Source organism: Clostridium lapidicellarium (genome assembly GCF_041224415.1).
Taxonomy (GTDB): domain Bacteria; phylum Bacillota; class Clostridia; order Clostridiales; family Clostridiaceae; genus Clostridium_B; species Clostridium_B lapidicellarium.
In genome coordinates, this window is record NZ_JBGFFE010000031.1 from 1 (window position 1) to 18,155 (window position 18,155).

Annotated in this window: 15 protein-coding genes, 1 riboswitch and 1 other annotated feature; of the genes, 13 read left to right on the forward strand and 2 right to left on the reverse strand. The window is 35.4% G+C overall.

Annotated elements, in window-relative coordinates:
- Nucleotides 1-121: 121 nt before the first annotated feature.
- Nucleotides 122-323: a binding site (T-box leader), on the forward strand.
- A 136-nt stretch (nucleotides 324-459) separates the two neighbouring features.
- Nucleotides 460-2,133 carry a biosynthetic-type acetolactate synthase large subunit gene (gene ilvB / locus AB8S09_RS14555; RefSeq protein WP_369869413.1) on the forward strand — a complete coding sequence of 558 codons (1,674 nt, stop codon included), beginning with the start codon at nucleotides 460-462 and terminating at the stop codon, nucleotides 2,131-2,133.
- A gap of 51 nt (nucleotides 2,134-2,184) precedes the next feature.
- Here ilvB and AB8S09_RS14560 read toward each other — a convergent pair whose 3' ends face one another.
- Entirely contained in the window at nucleotides 2,185-2,976 is a 792-nt protein-coding gene (locus tag AB8S09_RS14560; RefSeq protein WP_369869414.1) for a folate family ECF transporter S component, read from the reverse strand.
- Nucleotides 2,977-3,112: 136 nt separating this feature from the next.
- A riboswitch (THF riboswitch) is annotated at nucleotides 3,113-3,229 on the reverse strand.
- 281 nt (nucleotides 3,230-3,510) lie between these two features.
- On the opposite strand from AB8S09_RS14560, the gene AB8S09_RS14565 reads away from it, so the two are divergent.
- The 5 genes from AB8S09_RS14565 to arcD all read left to right on the forward strand — a co-directional run bounded on the left by AB8S09_RS14565 (nucleotide 3,511) and on the right by arcD (nucleotide 9,246).
- Nucleotides 3,511-4,770, forward strand: a complete 1,260-nt coding sequence (locus AB8S09_RS14565; protein ID WP_294184102.1) for an ATP-binding protein — start codon at nucleotides 3,511-3,513, stop codon at nucleotides 4,768-4,770.
- A 5-nt stretch (nucleotides 4,771-4,775) separates the two neighbouring features.
- Complete coding sequence (locus AB8S09_RS14570) at nucleotides 4,776-5,612, forward strand: DNA-binding domain-containing protein (protein ID WP_294184099.1); 837 nt, start codon at nucleotides 4,776-4,778, stop codon at nucleotides 5,610-5,612.
- Nucleotides 5,613-5,734: 122 nt separating this feature from the next.
- Entirely contained in the window at nucleotides 5,735-6,733 is a 999-nt protein-coding gene (gene argF / locus AB8S09_RS14575; protein WP_294184098.1) for an ornithine carbamoyltransferase, read from the forward strand.
- 20 nt (nucleotides 6,734-6,753) lie between these two features.
- Entirely contained in the window at nucleotides 6,754-7,722 is a 969-nt protein-coding gene (gene arcC / locus AB8S09_RS14580; RefSeq protein ID WP_369869415.1) for a carbamate kinase, read from the forward strand.
- An 84-nt stretch (nucleotides 7,723-7,806) separates the two neighbouring features.
- The gene (gene arcD / locus AB8S09_RS14585; RefSeq protein ID WP_369869422.1) at nucleotides 7,807-9,246 is read left to right on the forward strand and encodes an arginine-ornithine antiporter; all 1,440 of its coding nucleotides are present in this window, start codon (nucleotides 7,807-7,809) and stop codon (nucleotides 9,244-9,246) included.
- A 711-nt stretch (nucleotides 9,247-9,957) separates the two neighbouring features.
- On the opposite strand, the gene AB8S09_RS14590 is transcribed toward arcD, so the two are convergent.
- Nucleotides 9,958-10,359, reverse strand: coding sequence for a hypothetical protein (locus AB8S09_RS14590; RefSeq protein ID WP_294184094.1), 402 nt, complete (start codon nucleotides 10,357-10,359; stop codon nucleotides 9,958-9,960).
- A 398-nt stretch (nucleotides 10,360-10,757) separates the two neighbouring features.
- Between AB8S09_RS14590 and nifS the strand changes: the two genes are divergently transcribed.
- The 7 genes from nifS (at nucleotide 10,758) to aspD (ending at nucleotide 18,048) form a co-directional block, all read left to right on the forward strand.
- Nucleotides 10,758-11,927, forward strand: a complete 1,170-nt coding sequence (gene nifS / locus AB8S09_RS14595; protein WP_369869416.1) for a cysteine desulfurase NifS — start codon at nucleotides 10,758-10,760, stop codon at nucleotides 11,925-11,927.
- An 8-nt stretch (nucleotides 11,928-11,935) separates the two neighbouring features.
- Nucleotides 11,936-13,012: a tRNA 2-thiouridine(34) synthase MnmA gene (mnmA, locus tag AB8S09_RS14600; protein ID WP_294184089.1), complete on the forward strand. Its 1,077-nt coding sequence runs from the start codon at nucleotides 11,936-11,938 to the stop codon at nucleotides 13,010-13,012.
- Nucleotides 13,013-13,061: 49 nt separating this feature from the next.
- Nucleotides 13,062-14,210, forward strand: a complete 1,149-nt coding sequence (locus AB8S09_RS14605) for a double-cubane-cluster-containing anaerobic reductase (RefSeq protein WP_294184087.1) — start codon at nucleotides 13,062-13,064, stop codon at nucleotides 14,208-14,210.
- 3 nt (nucleotides 14,211-14,213) lie between these two features.
- Nucleotides 14,214-15,068, forward strand: a complete 855-nt coding sequence (locus tag AB8S09_RS14610; protein WP_369869417.1) for a DUF166 domain-containing protein — start codon at nucleotides 14,214-14,216, stop codon at nucleotides 15,066-15,068.
- Nucleotides 15,069-15,157: 89 nt separating this feature from the next.
- Entirely contained in the window at nucleotides 15,158-15,754 is a 597-nt protein-coding gene (locus AB8S09_RS14615) for a 4-hydroxy-tetrahydrodipicolinate reductase (protein ID WP_369869418.1), read from the forward strand.
- Between the two features lie 197 nt (nucleotides 15,755-15,951).
- Nucleotides 15,952-16,389 carry an Lrp/AsnC family transcriptional regulator gene (locus tag AB8S09_RS14620; RefSeq protein WP_294184082.1) on the forward strand — a complete coding sequence of 146 codons (438 nt, stop codon included), beginning with the start codon at nucleotides 15,952-15,954 and terminating at the stop codon, nucleotides 16,387-16,389.
- Between the two features lie 27 nt (nucleotides 16,390-16,416).
- On the forward strand, nucleotides 16,417-18,048 hold the full coding sequence (gene aspD / locus AB8S09_RS14625; RefSeq protein ID WP_369869419.1) for an aspartate 4-decarboxylase: 1,632 nt from the start codon (nucleotides 16,417-16,419) through the stop codon (nucleotides 18,046-18,048).
- The last annotated feature ends 107 nt before the right edge of the window (nucleotides 18,049-18,155 follow it).

Genomic DNA, 18,155 nt, shown 5'->3' on the forward strand with positions numbered 1-18,155 from the left:
AATCAAATGCGGTATACTAAGACATTATCACAATTAAATCATATTATATTATTAAAATTGAAAAAAGCTATTGACATTTTAATCAATAGGTATTATTATCATATATAATAAAATTTTAAACATAAAGACTATGATAGGGAAGAGTAAATGATTCAAATTTCCAAAGAGAGTGGGAAAAGGTGAAAGCCCATGAATTGTGGATTATTGAAAATCACCCTTGAGTTGTAAGCTGAATATGAACAATAGTAAGCTGCGCCGGCAAGGTCGTTATTTGAATCAAGTAAAAATTGGGTGGTACCGCGAACCAGACTCTCGCCCCGGGTGAGTAGTGTGGCTTTTTTTATACTTTATTTTAAAAGTTTTTAAAAAATGGTATTAAAAATTTACAGAATTATCAGTTAGTTTGATAGAAGTTAAAATAACTATGTTAAAAAATTAACAATTAGGGGGCTATTTATTATGAAATTAAAAGGTGCAGAAGTGCTGCTGGAATGTATGAAAGAACAAGGAGTAGATACTGTCTTTGGATATCCTGGAGGTACCGTCCTTCCGATATATGATGCACTATATGATTCAAAGGGTATAACTCATATAATGACTGCTCATGAGCAAGGGGCTACTCATGCTGCAGATGGATATGCCAGATCTACAGGAAAGGTGGGGGTGGTAATCGTGACTTCAGGTCCAGGTGCAACTAATACGGTAACTGGAATTGCCACAGCTTACAGGGATTCTGTCCCCATTGTGGTATTTACCGGTCAGGTGCCGCTGAATTTATTGGGGAAGGATTCCTTTCAGGAAGTAGACATCAGAAACATCACTTCATCTATAACTAAAAAGAACTATATAGTTAAAGATGTGAATAATTTAGTAAATATTGTAAGAGAAGCATTTCAGGTAGCCGTTAGTGGAAGACCAGGGCCTGTGGTCGTGGATATACCTAAAGATATACAAAAATCGGAAGTTGAATATAAACCCAAAATGAGTACCTTAACTGTATCTAGAAATAAGACAAACTTTAGTCAGGAAGGATTTATAGACAAGATTGATGAAGCAGTTGAAATGATAGATAGCAGTAAAAAACCGGTTATATATTCAGGGGGCGGCTCGGTCATATCAGGAGCATACAAAGAACTTGTAAAACTGGTTGAAAAAATAGATTCGCCTATTACCTGTTCTCTTATGGGAATTGGTGCCTTTCCGGGAAATCATAAAAATTACATGGGAATGGTAGGTATGCACGGCAGTCCATGTTCGAACTATGCCGTGAACAATTGCGATTTGCTTGTAGCTATAGGAGCGAGGTTCAGTGACAGGGTCATAGGCAAAGTGGAGGAATTTGCCCCAAAGGCTAAAATAGTTCATATAGACATAGATTCAAGAGAATTTGGCAAAAATATAAGTGAAGATATTTCCATAAAAGGGGATGTGAAAGAAGTACTTGAAATAATAAATAAAAAGGTAAAATATAATAGCCATAAGAAGTGGATGAATAGGATAAAACAGTGGAAAGATGGGGAAAGTGATCCTTTTGGAGAAGACTGCAAATTAAGTCCCAAGCATATAATGGACTGCCTCTATAAAATCACCAAGGGAGACTGCATAATAACTACAGAAGTAGGACAAAACCAAATTTGGACTGCCCAATATTTTAAATTTTTAAAACCAAGAAAGTTCGTATCTTCAGGCGGGCTCGGAACTATGGGTTATGGATTGGGGGCATCTATAGGGGCGTCTATAGGAAATCCCGGGAAAAAGGTAATAAATGTGGCGGGAGACGGCAGCTTTAAAATGAATTCGGTGGAACTTGCCACTGTTGCAAAATATAAATTGCCTATTGTGCAATTGCTTTTGAATAACCATGCTCTAGGCATGGTATATCAATGGCAGGACATGTTTTATAACAGGAGATTTTCAAGTACAGAGCTTGGACAAGAAGTTGATTTTATGAAATTGGGGGAGGCCTATGGTATAGAAACCTTTGAAATAGAATCTAACGAGCAAGTTGAGAAAGTCTTGATGAAGGCACTGAACTTAAATAAGCCCGTCATAGTGGAATGCAACATAAACAGGAATGAAAGAGTTCACCCAATTGTTCCTCCAGGTGCTGCTATAACGGAAATCATAAAGTAGACTGAAAAAAGGAATTGTCCCATAAACATTCATGGGACAGTTCCTTTTATTTCAGGCCTTTTTTGTTATTCTGCCCTCAAATAACTCGTAAGAGTATAGCAATATACATATTATGTAGGAACTGATTATAGTCATAACCAGGGCCTGTGCTATTCTAGGTGCCCATAAAAATACAAATCCTTTGGACATGAGGGCCGGAGTGAATATCATTAAAATAAAGGTGTTTGCAGTAGATACAAGGATACCTGAAAGTCCTAAAGATATTACCAGTTTGAAATAGTTGCTGTTTACAAAATCCTGGGCTTTTCCACTGTTCTTTTTGATGAGTATATTTATGAAAAACAGCATGATGGCTATGGCACCGATGATCATAAAGCCCAAACTGAGATATTTGGATTTCGGACCCAGTGATGTAAGTGATTTTGCCAGAGCGGACTGGGGCATAAATTGTGTAACTGCAAAGTTTATGAAACCTATCGAAAACAGTATTATAAAAAACACATTATAGGAATTTGCGATTTTACGTTCATCAGTATTTTTTATACGTTTCCATAAAACAGCTGGCAAAAACCCGGCAATTATGTTGGTTATGGTAAGCAGGGGAATGTATGCCCCCATCGGAGCTATCATATATCCAAGAATATCTACCAGTCCCCCTGCAATACCTCCATAGAGCGGACCGAACAAAAGACCGGGCATTACATAAAATATAGCACTGAAACTTATCCTCATAGTGAGTATACCGCCTGCAGCTATCAATATGGAAAAAGATCTCAAGACCAGCGCAATTGCGATAAATACGGCAGTAGTGACAAGAAATTTTGTATTCATCCTATTTTTCATGTTCGTTACCTCCCGTGTACGTATTTGAAATTATTTTACACAAGGCTAATTGAACTTTTCATAGAAACACCTCTTTCCTCTTTAATGTAGTCACATTAAAGAGAGAAGAGGTAAAATACAAAATCCCCTTTAATGTAACAGCGGAAGCAATATCATATCATAAGCTTTAAATCAATAGTATAAAATATTCAAGCTTTTCGTTTAGAGACAACCTCCCATTCTCTAACACTTAATGCATAATATTTACTCTGCTACCTATATTTAATTATATAAAATAGTAGGACTGTTGTCCATATATTTATTATGATTTACATCTAGAAAGTGTAAATTTTTTTTCGGTGTATTTATATTATTATAAGTTTTTTTGAATTATAGTGATTTATTTTGAAACGTGCATTTTAAATTTTTAATTGAAGATAGTTTAATAATGTAGTAACTCTTTTATAGCGTTGATATAGAAAATATGAACAACCTTTTATAATAGATAATATCTATAGTGATATTGAAATTATAATAAAAGGAGGGAATTGTGATATGAAAAAATTTAAGACTATTTTCATTGTTGCTACTTGTATTGCTCTTGGTTCGCAGGTATATGTAAATTTATTTGTTCCCTATTTTACAATAACGTTATCTGTAATTATACTACCCACTCTTCTCTATTTTAATAGAGAGTTTAATCCAATTTATCTCACTTTTATAGTTGGAATAGTTTCACCTCTATATAGAGGATTTATGCTCTATATAAGCGATATTGCTCTAAATCAAGTAATATATTCTGTATTTAGCGATGTTTTATTTTATTTCACTTATGGAATAGTGTACTATTTTTTGTATTGGAAAAGGACAGATACTAATTTAACCAATTTTTTTGTTTCTATTGTTACAAGTGACTTTGTTTCCAATGTTTTAGAAATAAGTGTACTTATGAATTTTAAAGGATATAAATATAACATATTTCAAACTTTAGCCATTATAGCTTTTATAAGATCCGCGATTGTAACAAGTGTAATATTGTTGTTTAGATATTATAATTTTTTACTTACAAAAGAAGAACATGAAAAGAGATACAGGAAACTTGTACTTATTACTTCAAAAGTTAAGAGTGAGGTGTATTTTATGGAAAAAAATAAAAGAGATATTGAAGATGTTATGAAGAAAGCATTTTATCTTTATAAAATTCTATCTAAAAATGACTATCCAACTGAATTTGAGAATGTATCTTTGGATGTAGCGAAAGATGTGCATGAGATAAAAAAAGACTATATAAATGTTATAAAAGGGTTAGAAGAAATGTTGGATGAAAGGAGTGATAATACTAAAATGAATATCAAAGATATTGTACGGTTTATTGAAGCCGATGTAAAAGAATATATAAGAAGAAATAAGTTGGACATATGTTTAGATTTTAAAGTGTATGACAACTTTAATGTAGAAAAGCATTTTTATCTAGTTTCTGTTATAAGGAATCTAATATATAACAGTATTGAAGCCATGGATGGAAGAAGAAATGGTTGTATAAGAATTATAATCAGAAAAGAGAAAGGGAAATGTATTTTCACAATTTTGGATAATGGCTCGGGAATAAAAAATGAGAATTTAAGCTATATTTTTAACCCGGGGTTTTCAACGAAGTTTGACCGAAAAACTGGGGATATATATAGAGGACTAGGTCTTACTCATGTAAAAGGTATAGTAACTGACATTTTCTCAGGAGCTATATCGGTTGTATCCAGAGAAGGAAAAGGTACTAAATTTACTATAAAGATAAAAGAGGACAAGATAGGGGGATAATTGAAATGAATTTTTATATTGCAGATGATGACATAAATATAGTAAAAATATTGACTAGCATAGTAGAAGAAACTGTAAATTTTGAAGTCATTGGAAGTTCATGCAATGGTAAAGAAGCCTTTAATGAGATACTTTTACTTAAACCTGATATTGTATGTGTAGATCTTCTTATGCCTGTAATGGATGGTAATACTCTTGTGAAACAGCTAAAAGAATTAAAAGATAATATTTACTTTATTATGATATCTCAAGTAATGGATAGTAAGTTGAGATCAGATTCTTATGAAGCTGGAATAGAATTTTTTATAAACAAGCCCATAAATAAAATTGAAGTTGAAAAGGTTATTTTAAAGGTAGCGGAAAAAGTTAAAATGGAAAATATGCTTTATAATATAAAAAAGATGTTTAAGAATCAAAATGAATGTAATAGGGATGAGAACGAAAACCAAAACGAGATTAAAGTAAAACGGATTTTATCAATGCTTGGAATGTTAGGGGAAAAAGGGAGCAAAGATATAATAAAATTATGTTTATATCTTATTGAAAATAATAAAAGTTTTAAGGAATGTAATTTAGATAAACTTAAGAATTATTTGGGGAATAATTCTCGTGTTATAAAGCAGAGAATAAGGAGGGCTATAAAAGTTGGACTTAGGAATATAGCTAATATGGGCATAGAAGATTATACTGATGATATTTTTCATACCTATGCAAATGTACTTTTTGACTTCACTAATGTGAAAGCTGAAATGGATTTCATAAATGGCAAGAGAAAGTCAGAAGGGAAGATCTCTATAAATAAATTTTTTGAAGGCCTTATACTTAGATGTCAAGATAATTAAAAAGTATAAAAATTTGATAAAAAAGCTTTTAATTTATTTTAAAAGCTTTTTTGAATTATCGTGAATTATCTTGAGAGTAACATTCTAGAATAAATTGAAATTAATTTTAGGAGGCATTGGAAATGTATAATTTAAAAAACAGGAGTTTTCTGACTTTAATGGATTTTTCAACTAAAGAAATAAGTTTTATGCTTGATCTTGCTGCAGAACTTAAAAAAGCTAAATATGCGGGGACAGAACAACAAAAACTTAAAGGTAAAAATATAGTTTTGCTATTTGAAAAGGACTCCACTAGAACAAGATGTGCATTTGAAGTGGGAGCAAAGGATCAAGGTGCGAATATAACTTATCTGGGACCTACAGGAAGTCATATGGGTAAAAAAGAATCTGTAACAGATACTGCAAGGGTACTTGGAAGAATGTATGACGGGATAGAATATCGAGGATTTGCACAGAAAACAGTTGAAGACTTGGCTAAATATTCAGGAGTTCCGGTATGGAATGGGCTTACAGATGCCGATCATCCCACTCAAGTATTGGCGGATTTTCTCACTGCAAAAGAGCATTTAAACAAGCCTTATAACAAGATGGTGTTTATATATGCTGGAGATGGTAGAAATAATGTAGCAAATGCACTTATGATTGGTGCTTCAAAAATGGGTATGGATTTTAGAATAGTTAGTCCTAAAGAATTGTTCCCATCAGAAGAATTAGTGGCTAAATGCAAAAATGTGGCGAATAAAACGGGAGCTGAAATAACTGTAACTGATGATATTGATGAAGGAGTAAAAAATGCGGATGTCCTTTATACAGATGTGTGGGCTTCTATGGGAGAATCCGACAAAGTGTGGACAGATAGAATAAGGCTTTTGAAACCCTATCAGATAAATATGGAAATGATAAGGAAAACGGGAAATAGAAAAGTAATTTTTGAACACTGCCTGCCTTCTTTTCATGATTTAAATACAAAAATAGGAGAAGAAATCCATGATAAGTTTGGACTTGATTCAATGGAAGTTACGGATGAAGTATTTGAAAGCGAGCATTCAGTAGTATTTGATGAAGCGGAAAACAGGCTGCATACTATAAAGGCAATTATGGTTGCTACACTTGGAGATTAAGTCGGGAGGGAAAAGTTGATATGTCAAGAATAGTAGTAGCTCTTGGAGGAAATGCACTGCAGTCAGATCCTGAAAATAAGTCGGCTGAAGCACAACTTAAGGCATGTAAGAAAACCTCAAAATTCATTGTTGATCTTATAGAAAAAGGGCATGAGGTTGTAATAGCGCATGGCAATGGCCCACAGGTTGGGCAGTTGGTTGCCACATATGAGGCTGCAGCATCAATTAGTGATAAAAATATAATCATGCCCTTTCCTGAATGTGGGGCTATGAGCCAGGGTTATATAGGTTATCAGCTTCAACAATCAATAAAGGGAGAAATGCAGAGAAGAGGGTTGAAAAAGGAAGTTGCCACATTAATTACTCAAGTTTTGGTAGATGAGAATGATCCAGGATTTAAGAATCCAACCAAACCTGTAGGCTCGTTTTTTACAAAGGAACAGGCAAGAGAGCTTATGGATGAAAAGGGATATGTCATGAAGGAAGATTCCAATAGAGGGTGGAGAAGAGTAGTGCCTTCACCCATTCCTGAAGCTATAATTGAAGAATCTGAAATTAAGACTTTGGTTGGATCTGGGTGTGTAGTTATTACAGTAGGCGGAGGTGGCGTACCCGTGATTGATGAGGGAGATGGAATTCTCAAGGGGGTTCCAGCAGTAATCGATAAAGATTTTGCTTCTGAAAAAGTAGCTGAAATGCTGAATGCAGATATATTGCTTATTTTAACGGCAGTTGAACAGGTAGCAGTTAATTTTGGAAAACCTGATCAAAAAAATATAACCAATATGACATCGCTTCAAGCTAGAAATTATATTGAAAAAGGACATTTTGCACCAGGATCAATGTTACCCAAAATTAAAGCAGCACTTGCATTCGTAGAAAAGAAGCCCGGAAGGAAAACAATTATTACTTCGCTTGAAAAAGCAAGAGAAGCTATAGAAGGAACAGCTGGAACAACTATCTATAATATAAATGCCAGGTTTGCATAAAGGTATTACTGCCAGATAATTATCTGGCAGTAATATTATAAAAAGACTTGAATTGATTGAAGTAGAAGTATGAGAAAGGAGTGTATTGTTTTGGAAGTTAAAGAGGAAAATAAATTAGGATTTATTCCATTAACTGGATTGGTTATAGGATCTATAATTGGCGGGGGAGCTTTTTCATTTCCCGGAGATATGGCAAAAGTTGCAAGTCCAGGTGCAATTATCATAGCTTGGATTATTACAGGAATTGGAATGCTGACTCTTGGCTTTGTATTTCAAAATTTATCTAACAGAAGGCCTGACTTAGACTGTGGTATTTATAGTTATGCCAAAGAAGGCTTTGGAAATTATGCGGGGTTTAATTGTGCATGGGGTCATTGGATTAGTTCAATTCTGGGAAATGTTTCGTATATGGTTATGCTTTTTTGTACAATAGGATATTTTATGCCTATATTTGGCAATGGGAATAATTTACTTTCCATTGTATGTGCCTCTGTATTAATATGGAGTATTAATGCGCTTATACTGAAGGGTGTAAAGACAGCTGCATTTGTAAATGTTTTAGCGACTATTGGCAAATTAATACCAATAATTGTGTTTATAATAATATCTTTAATTATGTTTAAAGTTAATATATTTACTTTGGATTTTTGGGGAAATATGAACACAAATCTAGGAAGTGTATTGAAACAGGTAAAAGGAACGATGCTTATAACATTATGGGCATTTATTGGGATAGAAAGTGCAGTGATATGTTCTGACAAGGCTAAAGTAAAAAAAGATGTAAGTAAAGCAACGATAATAGGACTTTTAGGAACTCTTATCATATATGTTTTAATATCATTGTTGGCACTTGGTACAATGAAGCAGTCTCAGCTGGCTCAATTAAAAAGTCCTTCTATGGCATATGCCTTAGAATTTATAGTTGGTAAATGGGGTGCTGTAGTTGTAAATTTAGGTTTGATAATATCCTTATTAGGTGTATATCTCGGATGGACTCTAATATGTGCTGAATTAGCATATTCAGGAGCTCAGGGAGGAGCTTTCCCTGAATTTTTCAAAAAAGAAAATAAATATGGTACACCATCAAGTTCGCTTTTCATGACGAGTTTATTAATTCAACTTTTTTTAATATGTGCTTTTTTTTCAAATAGTACTTATCAAGTGCTGTATTCTATTGCAAGTGCTGCAGTATTAGTCCCGTATTTTTTTAGTGCCTTATATTCATTAAAATTAACTATAACTAGGGAAACATACACTATAAGGGATAATAAAATAAGAAAAAGAGATATGTTTATATCAATAATCTCAGTTATATATGCAATATGGTTAATGTACGCAGCTGGCTTAAAATATATATTACTTCTTAGTATACTTTTTTCAGTAGGAATTTTTGTATTTTATAAAGCAAAAAAAGAAAAAAATACAATTGTTTTTACAAAAATTGAAAATATTATAGCAGTAATACTCATAATTGTCGGAGTTATAACTTTTTGCATGATGATAACGGGAAAATTAATAATTTGACATATAAAATCAATCTGTTTTTTAAAACATAAAGTAGCCCAAAGACATCATAATGTTGTTTAAACTTTGGGCTTTCGTGCAAGATCTGAAAGGAAGTAGCTTTTTTCATGGTGGGCGGCGTTATTGTAACGGCATTCGGCTTAATTATTCAGTTTTGTGAACCGGTTTTCTGCTATTCCTGCGGGTTGATCGTACCGATGTTGTTGTAGATGATTTCTATCTTGTTGTCGTTGACGGCGATTAGCCGTACGTCCTTTTATCGGTTGAAACGATAGAGATGGATAGAGGAATTTCATGTGTTGTTTCGGGTATTTTTGTGTCCGTATGCTCTGTCTGTAAAAGGGGAAATATCCGGATGGATATAAGATAGGCGGATGGGAAATACCGTGTTTAGGTATCATTTCGGAGTGCGTTAAATTTTACGTTGAATTTTACGAAGAATAAGGGTATAGAAGGAAAATGGCTGAACTCCGTGTTTCCCCGGAAGCGGCGAATGACCTGAGGGAAATTCGGAAGTATACCGCCGTCCAGTTGGATGCACCGATTGCCGCCCAAAAGCTGGTGCCTCACATTCTGCAATCCATGCACAGTGAGGCCTCCACTTCGGCCCGTCATTCCACTTTAGCATATTAAAATTTTTATATCAAGTGTGCCTACTAAGTTGAAGTCACTCATAGAATGACATAAAACCGCCGCCCTGCGCATTATGGCTTAGCTTAAAAGTTCTTTTACGTCCCTGTAAATGAGTATATTGGAAATTCCACCGTAGTATCTTATTATGCCGTCTATTACAGTTATGGGCGGAGAAAATCCTTTTTCTATGGTGCTTTTTACTCTAAGCTCCTCTTCGGTTGAAAAGACGAAATTTTTTAATTCTATGAATTTCAACTCTATGTTTTGTGCCACATCGCTTATTTCTAGAAAATTTTTTAAGTTCCGGTATAGATCACAGGTTTTCCTCGAAATCAACTTTCCCGCCGAATTTCCATCTCTGGCGGATTTACAACTTGAAGAAATCGGGCATTTGAAACAACTTGAATTTCCACAGCTGCAGTAGTTGATTCCTGATAAAATGGAGTTTTTATTTCCATATATTATTATTTCTATTTTCATATCATAAAATCCTTTCGTGAACTAATTATATTTTAACATAATGTGTGGAATTCTCCTACCTCCAGAGGCAGAAAATGAATAGCATTTGCCGATAGGCAATAAACGTGATAGACTATAATCAATGAAATTTGACAGCAATAATCATTCAGTATTCTTTACTGAATTATCATCTAGTATTAGTTATGTGGTGCTCTAATAGCTGTAGTTAAAAAATATATAGAAAATCACTGAGGTTGGTTCGACCTTTAAAGCTTAGGTAAACTTGTTTCGTTAGGAATATTGACTAAGAAGCCATCCACTTCTGTAAGTGGCGGCAGTTCACAAATAAAATTATTATATTACAGCATTACAGCAGAATATTGTTTAAAAATTTTTTACCACAAAAGGAGGGACAATCGATGAAGAGAGAAGTGTATATGGATTATGCAGCTACAACCTTCGTTAAACCGGAGGTTTTAGAGGAAATGAATCCATATTTTACTGAGTATTTTGGCAATCCTTCTTCGATTTATTATATATCAAGAAAAACTAAAATGGCAATAGACAGGGCAAGGGAAGGTATAGCAGAGATCATAAATGCTGATAAAGACGAGATATTTTTTACAAGTGGAGGTTCTGAGTCGGATAACTGGGCTCTAAAGGGAATCGCAATGGCCAATGGAAAAAAAGGAAAACATATAATAACTACGGAAATAGAGCATCATGCTATTTTAAATACATGCAAATATTTAGAAAAACATGGATTTGAAATAAGTTATCTGCCGGTGGATGAGTATGGTACGGTCAGTCTGCAGGAGCTGAATAAAGCTATAAGAAAAGATACTGTACTTGTGTCCGTGATGTTTGCAAATAATGAAATAGGAACTATAGAACCCATAAAGGATATAGGAAAATTGTGCAGGGAAAGAGGCATGCTGTTCCATACAGATGCAGTTCAGGCAGTTGGAAATATTCCAATAGATGTGCAGGATATGAATATAGATTTGCTTTCCATGTCATCTCATAAATTTTATGGACCCAAGGGCGTGGGAGTATTATATATAAGGAAGGGGACTAAAATAGACAGCCTAATTCATGGGGGATCCCAGGAAAGAGGTAAAAGGGCTGGAACGGAAAATATTGCAGGTATAGTTGGCATGTCCAAGGCATTGAAAATTGCAGCTCAAAATAGAGATGATGAAAACAGAAGACTGATACATTTACGGGATAGACTTATAAGTAGAATTTTGAAAATACCCCGTTCCAGGTTAAATGGGCACAGGACCAACAGACTCCCGGGAAATGTGAATGTGACTTTTGACTTTGTAGATGGGGAAATTTTGGTGATGACCTTAGACAGCATGGGCATATACGCCTCTACGGGAAGTGCATGTTCGGCGGGAGCGGTAGAACCTTCCCACGTACTTACAGCTATAGGACTTCCCGGGAGCAGTGCTAAGAGTTCTATAAGACTTACATTGGGGGCCAGAACTACTGAAGATGATGTGGATTATGTAGGGGACGTTCTGGAAAATACGGTTTCAAATTTGAGAAAAAACAATGAAAAATGGAAGGAAGAACATAGATAGGTGATAATATGGGTAACAAAGTAGTAGTGGGCATGAGCGGCGGTGTAGACAGTTCCGTTGCTGCGTACCTTTTAAAGAAGCAAGGATATGAAGTCATAGGAGTGACTATGCAGGTATGGCAGGATGATGATTATTATCAGGGCATGGAAGGTGGATGCTGTTCTTTAAGTGCAGTGGAGGATGCCAGAAACGTGGCGTATCACCTTCATATTCCGTATTATGTTATGAATTTCAAGGATGTATTTAAGAAAAATGTGATAGATTATTTTGTAGATGAATATATAAAAGGCAGAACTCCCAATCCCTGTGTGGCTTGCAACAAATATATAAAATTTGAGGAACTTTTAAAAAGAGCAATGGAATTGGGGGCAGATTATGTTGCCACAGGTCATTATGCTACGGTGAAAAAGGTGGATGGAAGATATCTGCTTATAAAGTCAAAAGATGTGAGAAAAGATCAGACCTATGCCCTTTATAATCTGACTCAATTTCAGCTGTCCCACACTCTTATGCCGTGTGGGATATATACTAAAAGGGAAGTGCGTAAAATAGCCAAGGAAATAGGCCTGTCGGTTCATGATAAAAAGGACAGCGAGGAGATATGTTTTATCCCTGACAATGACCATGGTTCATATATAAAGAGGACTGTGCCCGGAGCAGTGAAAGAAGGAAACTTTGTTGATAAACGGGGAAATGTACTTGGAAAACACAGAGGAATAGTATATTATACGATAGGTCAGAGGAAAGGTCTTGGTATAGCTTTTGGGACTCCAATGTACGTTATAGGCATAAACCCGACTGCAAATGAAGTTGTACTTGGAAAAGAAGAGGACATATTCAAAAAAAGTCTGATTGCCGCAGACATAAACTTTATTCCCTTTGAAAAACTGGAAAAACCTATGAGAGTTCAAGCTAAAATAAGATATTCTGCCGTACCTGCGGAAGCAAACATATCCATGGAAGGCGATAAAAAAGTGAAGGTTGAGTTTTTAAAGGGACAGAGGGCTATTACAGAGGGTCAATCTGTGGTATTTTACGACGGTGATATTTTAATTGGCGGCGGAATTATTGAAACTGTACAATAATTCATGATAAAATTGAACTGTAAATATAATTATAAAGGAGATTTTGATTATGAATGATTTGCCAAAAGTGTTTGATGATTTCAGTGATTCCAGAAAAAAAGGATTTATAAGAATAAAAAATTTAAAAGATGAGGGCAAAAAAGTTGTGGGCACTTTCTGTACATTTACTCCATGGGAGATCATAAATGCCTCCGGTGCAGTAGCTGTATCCCTCTGTGCTAAAAGTGATGAAACCATAGAGGATGCAGAGAAATATCTTCCCAGAAATTTGTGCCCGCTTATAAAATCCAGCTATGGATTTGCAATAACCGACAAATGTCCCTATTTTTATTTTTCAGATTTAATAGTGGGGGAAACTACCTGTGATGGAAAAAAGAAAATGTATGAGTATTTGTCCAAAATAAAAAATGTACATGTCATGCAGCTGCCTCAAACCAATATGGGTGAAGATTCCTTTAAGCTGTGGAAAAATGAGATATTGAAGCTTAAAGCCAAATTGGAGGGAGAATTTGGTGTCAATATAACAGAGCAGGATATTCAAAAATCCATAAGAACCAGAAATAGGGAGAGAAAAGCTCTTATGGAGTTTTCCGCACTGGGAAAAATGGATCCGCCTCCTATAACGGGAATTGAAATGTTTAAAGTTTTAAATGGTGCTTCTTTCAAGTGGGATAAGAGTGCGGAAATAGATGAAATTCATAAATTGATAGATGATGTCATAGAAGAACAAAATAGCGGCAAAGAAAAGGTTTCCAAAAACGCGAAAAGAATACTTGTAACTGGGTGTCCTTTGGGAGAATCAACTGAAAAGATAATAAATGCCATAGAGAAAAATGGAGGAGTAGTTGTCTGTTATGAAAACTGCACGGGCATAAAAGAGACAAGCAGGTTGGTAGACGAGAGTAAAGATCCCATAGATGCTCTTACTGAAAAATATCTCAATATAGGTTGTTCCTGTATGACTCCAAATGACAATAGGAAAAGACTCATATCGGAGCTTGTTGATGAGTACAAGGTTGATGGTGTGATTGATGTGATACTGCAGGCCTGTCATACGTACAGTGTGGAGTCTTATGGAATAAAAAAATTTGTTACAGAGGAAAAAAATGTTCCATATATGAGCATTGAAACGGATTATTCACAGACTGACATAGGACAGATAAAGACCAGAGTGTCTGCATTTATAGAAATGCTGTGATGCTTGCGGGAACATATTTCAAGACTGAAGAAAATAAAGGGGGAAAAGACGATAAGGATACTTGTAGTCTGTTCTGAAAAAAGTAATAAATTGCCCGAAAATGAATTTTATATAAAAACCGACAGCAGATTTGCAAATTCAAAATTTATACCAAATATAGATGATTCCAGGAAAGTATGTACAGTATGCGGAAAGGAGTGCATCTGGTGCAGGGGAAGGTATAAACTGAACTTTAGGGAAAATATAAGTGAAATAGTGAAACTTCCTGATCTGTATAGAAAGTTCGAGGATTTTCCATTGGATTACCTTCCCGATAAATTTAAGAAACATGATTTAGCCGTGTTGCTCGGAATACATGAGGATATAGTGCTTGAGATTCCAAAATTACTGCATGATAGTGGAGGAAAAGCACTCATTGCAGCCTGTGAAAGTGGAAGCTGGATGTCTAAGTGGACAAGAGAGAGACTGGCGGAGGAATGTAAAAGAAATCATTTGCAGTATGCATTTCCAAAGCCCTTTTGTACGTTGGATTATGGAAAATTTCCAGTTATAAATGAATTTATAGATACTTTTAAGATGGGAAAACCGCAGTTCAGGCTGTTTGTGAATTGTAGAGACGTAATAGAAAGGGCGGAAGTTGTTATATCTGCCCCCTGTGGAAATGGCTATAATATAGCCAGACACCTTGAGAACAAAAAGCTTGGGGATGAGGCTAGAAGGGCTCTGGCCAAATACTGGCACAGTTATCCCTGCCTTGGAGACATGCATGTGGATGCCGAACTGGGAGATACACCCCTGCATATAGCAGGATACACTCATTATAGTGCACTGGAAAAGGCCGAAATAGTGAGAATTTAAAGAAAATTTTAGCTCCCATGTATTGCTTTTAGTAGAAATATGCTATAAAGTTGAATTAAAAGTAAATGAGGATGGGAGTTGAATTATGGATGAATGTGCTGGTAACAGGACCTAGAGGAAAAATGGGAAGGTTTATTGTGAAAATGGTCATCAATACTGATGGGTTGAATGTGGTTTCAGCTGTGGCTCCAACTGGAAGAGATTATATAGGAAAAGATGTTGGGTTGGTATCAGGGTTAGGCAGATCCGTGGGGATTGAAGTGGATGATAATTTAGAGGCCGTTATAGAAAAGTGTGACGTTATAATAGACTATACTATACCTGAATTTTCCATGGAGGTTATAAGAAAAGCATTGAAGTATAAAAAAGATGCTCCCAGTGGAACCGCTGAGGAAATGGGAGAAATTATGGCCAATACACTTGGAAAAAATCTAAAGGATATAGCTGTTTTTGGCAGAAGAGGGGAAGGTGAAAGAGTTAAGGGAACTGTAGGCTTTCATTCTGTAAGAGCCGGAGACATATCCAGCAGCCACAAGGTTATGTTTGGGCTTATGGGAGAAAGACTTGAAATTACACACCATGCATACAACTGGGAGTGTTTTGCAAGAGGAGCCTGCAGGGCTGCACTTTTTTTAAAAGGGAAAAAACCTGGAGCCTATGGTATGAAAGATGTTCTAAACATATAGCCGTACATGTTAAAAAAGGATTTGACAGCAGTCAAATCCTTTTTTTTGAAAACAGTTTTAAATTATTAAATTTACCTGAAATGATTAATTAAAATAAGCAAAATATATTTATTACAATATTATATACATATACTTAGACAGATTATTATGATAAAATAAAGTTGATCGGAAAGAACTTTTGGATAGGTGGAATGTGAATGGATGCTACAGATTATAAAATAATTCAAATTCTTGTTGAAGATGGAAGAATATCTATGAAGGAATTGGCTCGGAAGGTGTCCCTTAGCCCTCCGGCAGCGGCGGAAAGGGTGAAAAGGCTGGAAGATTCTCAAATTATATCGGGATACAAGGCTGTTATAGACTATGGAAAACTTGGGAAAAATATAAATGTACTTATAAATCTGGACATGAAAGTGGAGAATACAGAGAAGTTCATGAAATTTATAAGCAAAGAGGATTCTATAGTTGAGTGCCATCATGTTACAGGTCCATATTGTAAAATCATGAAGGCCCGGCTGAATGATATTCAGAGCCTGGAGAGGCTTATTCAAAGGATACAGAGATTTGGCAATACAGAGACATTTATAATACTTTCATCTGTGGTAAAGGAAAAAATAGACTTTCGTTCTAATTGAGACAATGAATTAATAGGAGAGTAGATTATGGATAATTATAATATTCAACGTAAAGAAATAGAAGCCATATATGGAAAAGTGAGCCCTTTTGAGCTTAAAAATAAATTGTTGAGCCTGGCCGAGGAATCTAAGGAAGCGGGGGCACATTCCCTTTTAGATGCAGGGAGAGGAAACCCGAATTGGATTGCGGCTGCACCGCGGGAAGCTTTTTTTACCTTTGGCCAGTTTGCACTGCAGGAGAGCAGAAGGGTATGGAGTGAAAATGATCTTGGAGGCATGCCGCAAAGGAGTGGAATCGCTGTTAGATTTTTAAATTTCATAAGAAAAAATAAAAATATGCCGGGGATAGAACTCCTTGAAAAAATGATAAATTACGGTATTACAATAAAGAGATTTGATAAGGATGAATGGATATATGAACTTGCAGATGGTATAATTGGAGATAATTATCCGCAGCCGGACAGAATGCTCAAGCACGTGGAAAGCGTGGTGCACGATTATCTCATTCAGGAATTGTGTTATAATGAGCCATTGGAAAGGAAATTTGATCTGTTTGCAGTAGAAGGGGCCACCGCGGGCATGTGCTATATTTTTGACAGCCTTATAGCAAATAATATATTGTCCAAAAAGGATAAAATAGCAATTATGGCACCTATTTTTACGCCGTACCTTGAGATCCCACATTTGCCGAGGTATGATTTTGAAGTTGTGGAATTGGTGGCGGATGAAACTACGGGACAGTATTCTTATGAAGAGCTGAAAAAACTTTCAGATCCTGATATAAAAGCACTGTTTGTAGTGAATCCAAGCAATCCCCCTTCTATCGCCATGAAACCTGTTATAGTAGATGGGCTGAAAAAAATCGTGGAAGAGGATAACCCTGATTTGATGATTATATCAGATGACGTGTATGGAACGTTTGTAGAGAATTTTCATTCATTGATGGCTGATTTGCCTTACAATACCATAGGGGTCTATTCTTTTTCAAAATATTTTGGAGCGACAGGATGCAGGCTTGGAACCATTGCACTTTATGAAGACAATGTATTTGACAAATTGCTGAGCCAGCAGGATGACGATAAAAAGGAGAGGGCGAGGAGAAGATATGCGGCACTTTCAATAAAACCCGAAAAAATACCTTTTATAGATAGGATAGTAGCCGACAGCAGGCAGGTGGCTCTTAATCATACATCAGGATTATCCACACCCCAGCAGGTTCAAATGTCTTTTTTCGCACTGTTTGCTTTGGCTGATAAAAAAAACAGATATAAGGATTTGACAAATTTAATATGTCACAGACGTAAAAAGCTGTTGTTTGACGGACTTGGACTTAAATTAAATGAGGATCCCTTTGATGCTTCCTATTATGCCCAGTTTGACCTTTTAAAATGGGCTCAAAACAACTATGAAGAAGAATTTGCCAGTTATTTAAAAGACAATTATAAACCTGTGGATATCCTATTGAAGCTGGCAGAAAAATCTTCCATAGTACTTTTAGGTGGAAGCGGCTTTCACGGTCCTGAGTGGTCTGTAAGAATATCTCTTGCAAATTTAAATGATGAATCCTATTCACAGATAGGAGAAGTTATTCACAGCATATTGGAAGACTATTTTGTAAAGTGGAAAAAACGTGGGGTTGGGAATCAGGACGGACAGTGACTTCCCTTTTTGACTGTGCACTTGCTGATTTGTAAATATTATAGGATAGATACAAAGAATAAGATTTATTTATTTTTGTTGTTTGAATTTTAACTTATAACTAGAAT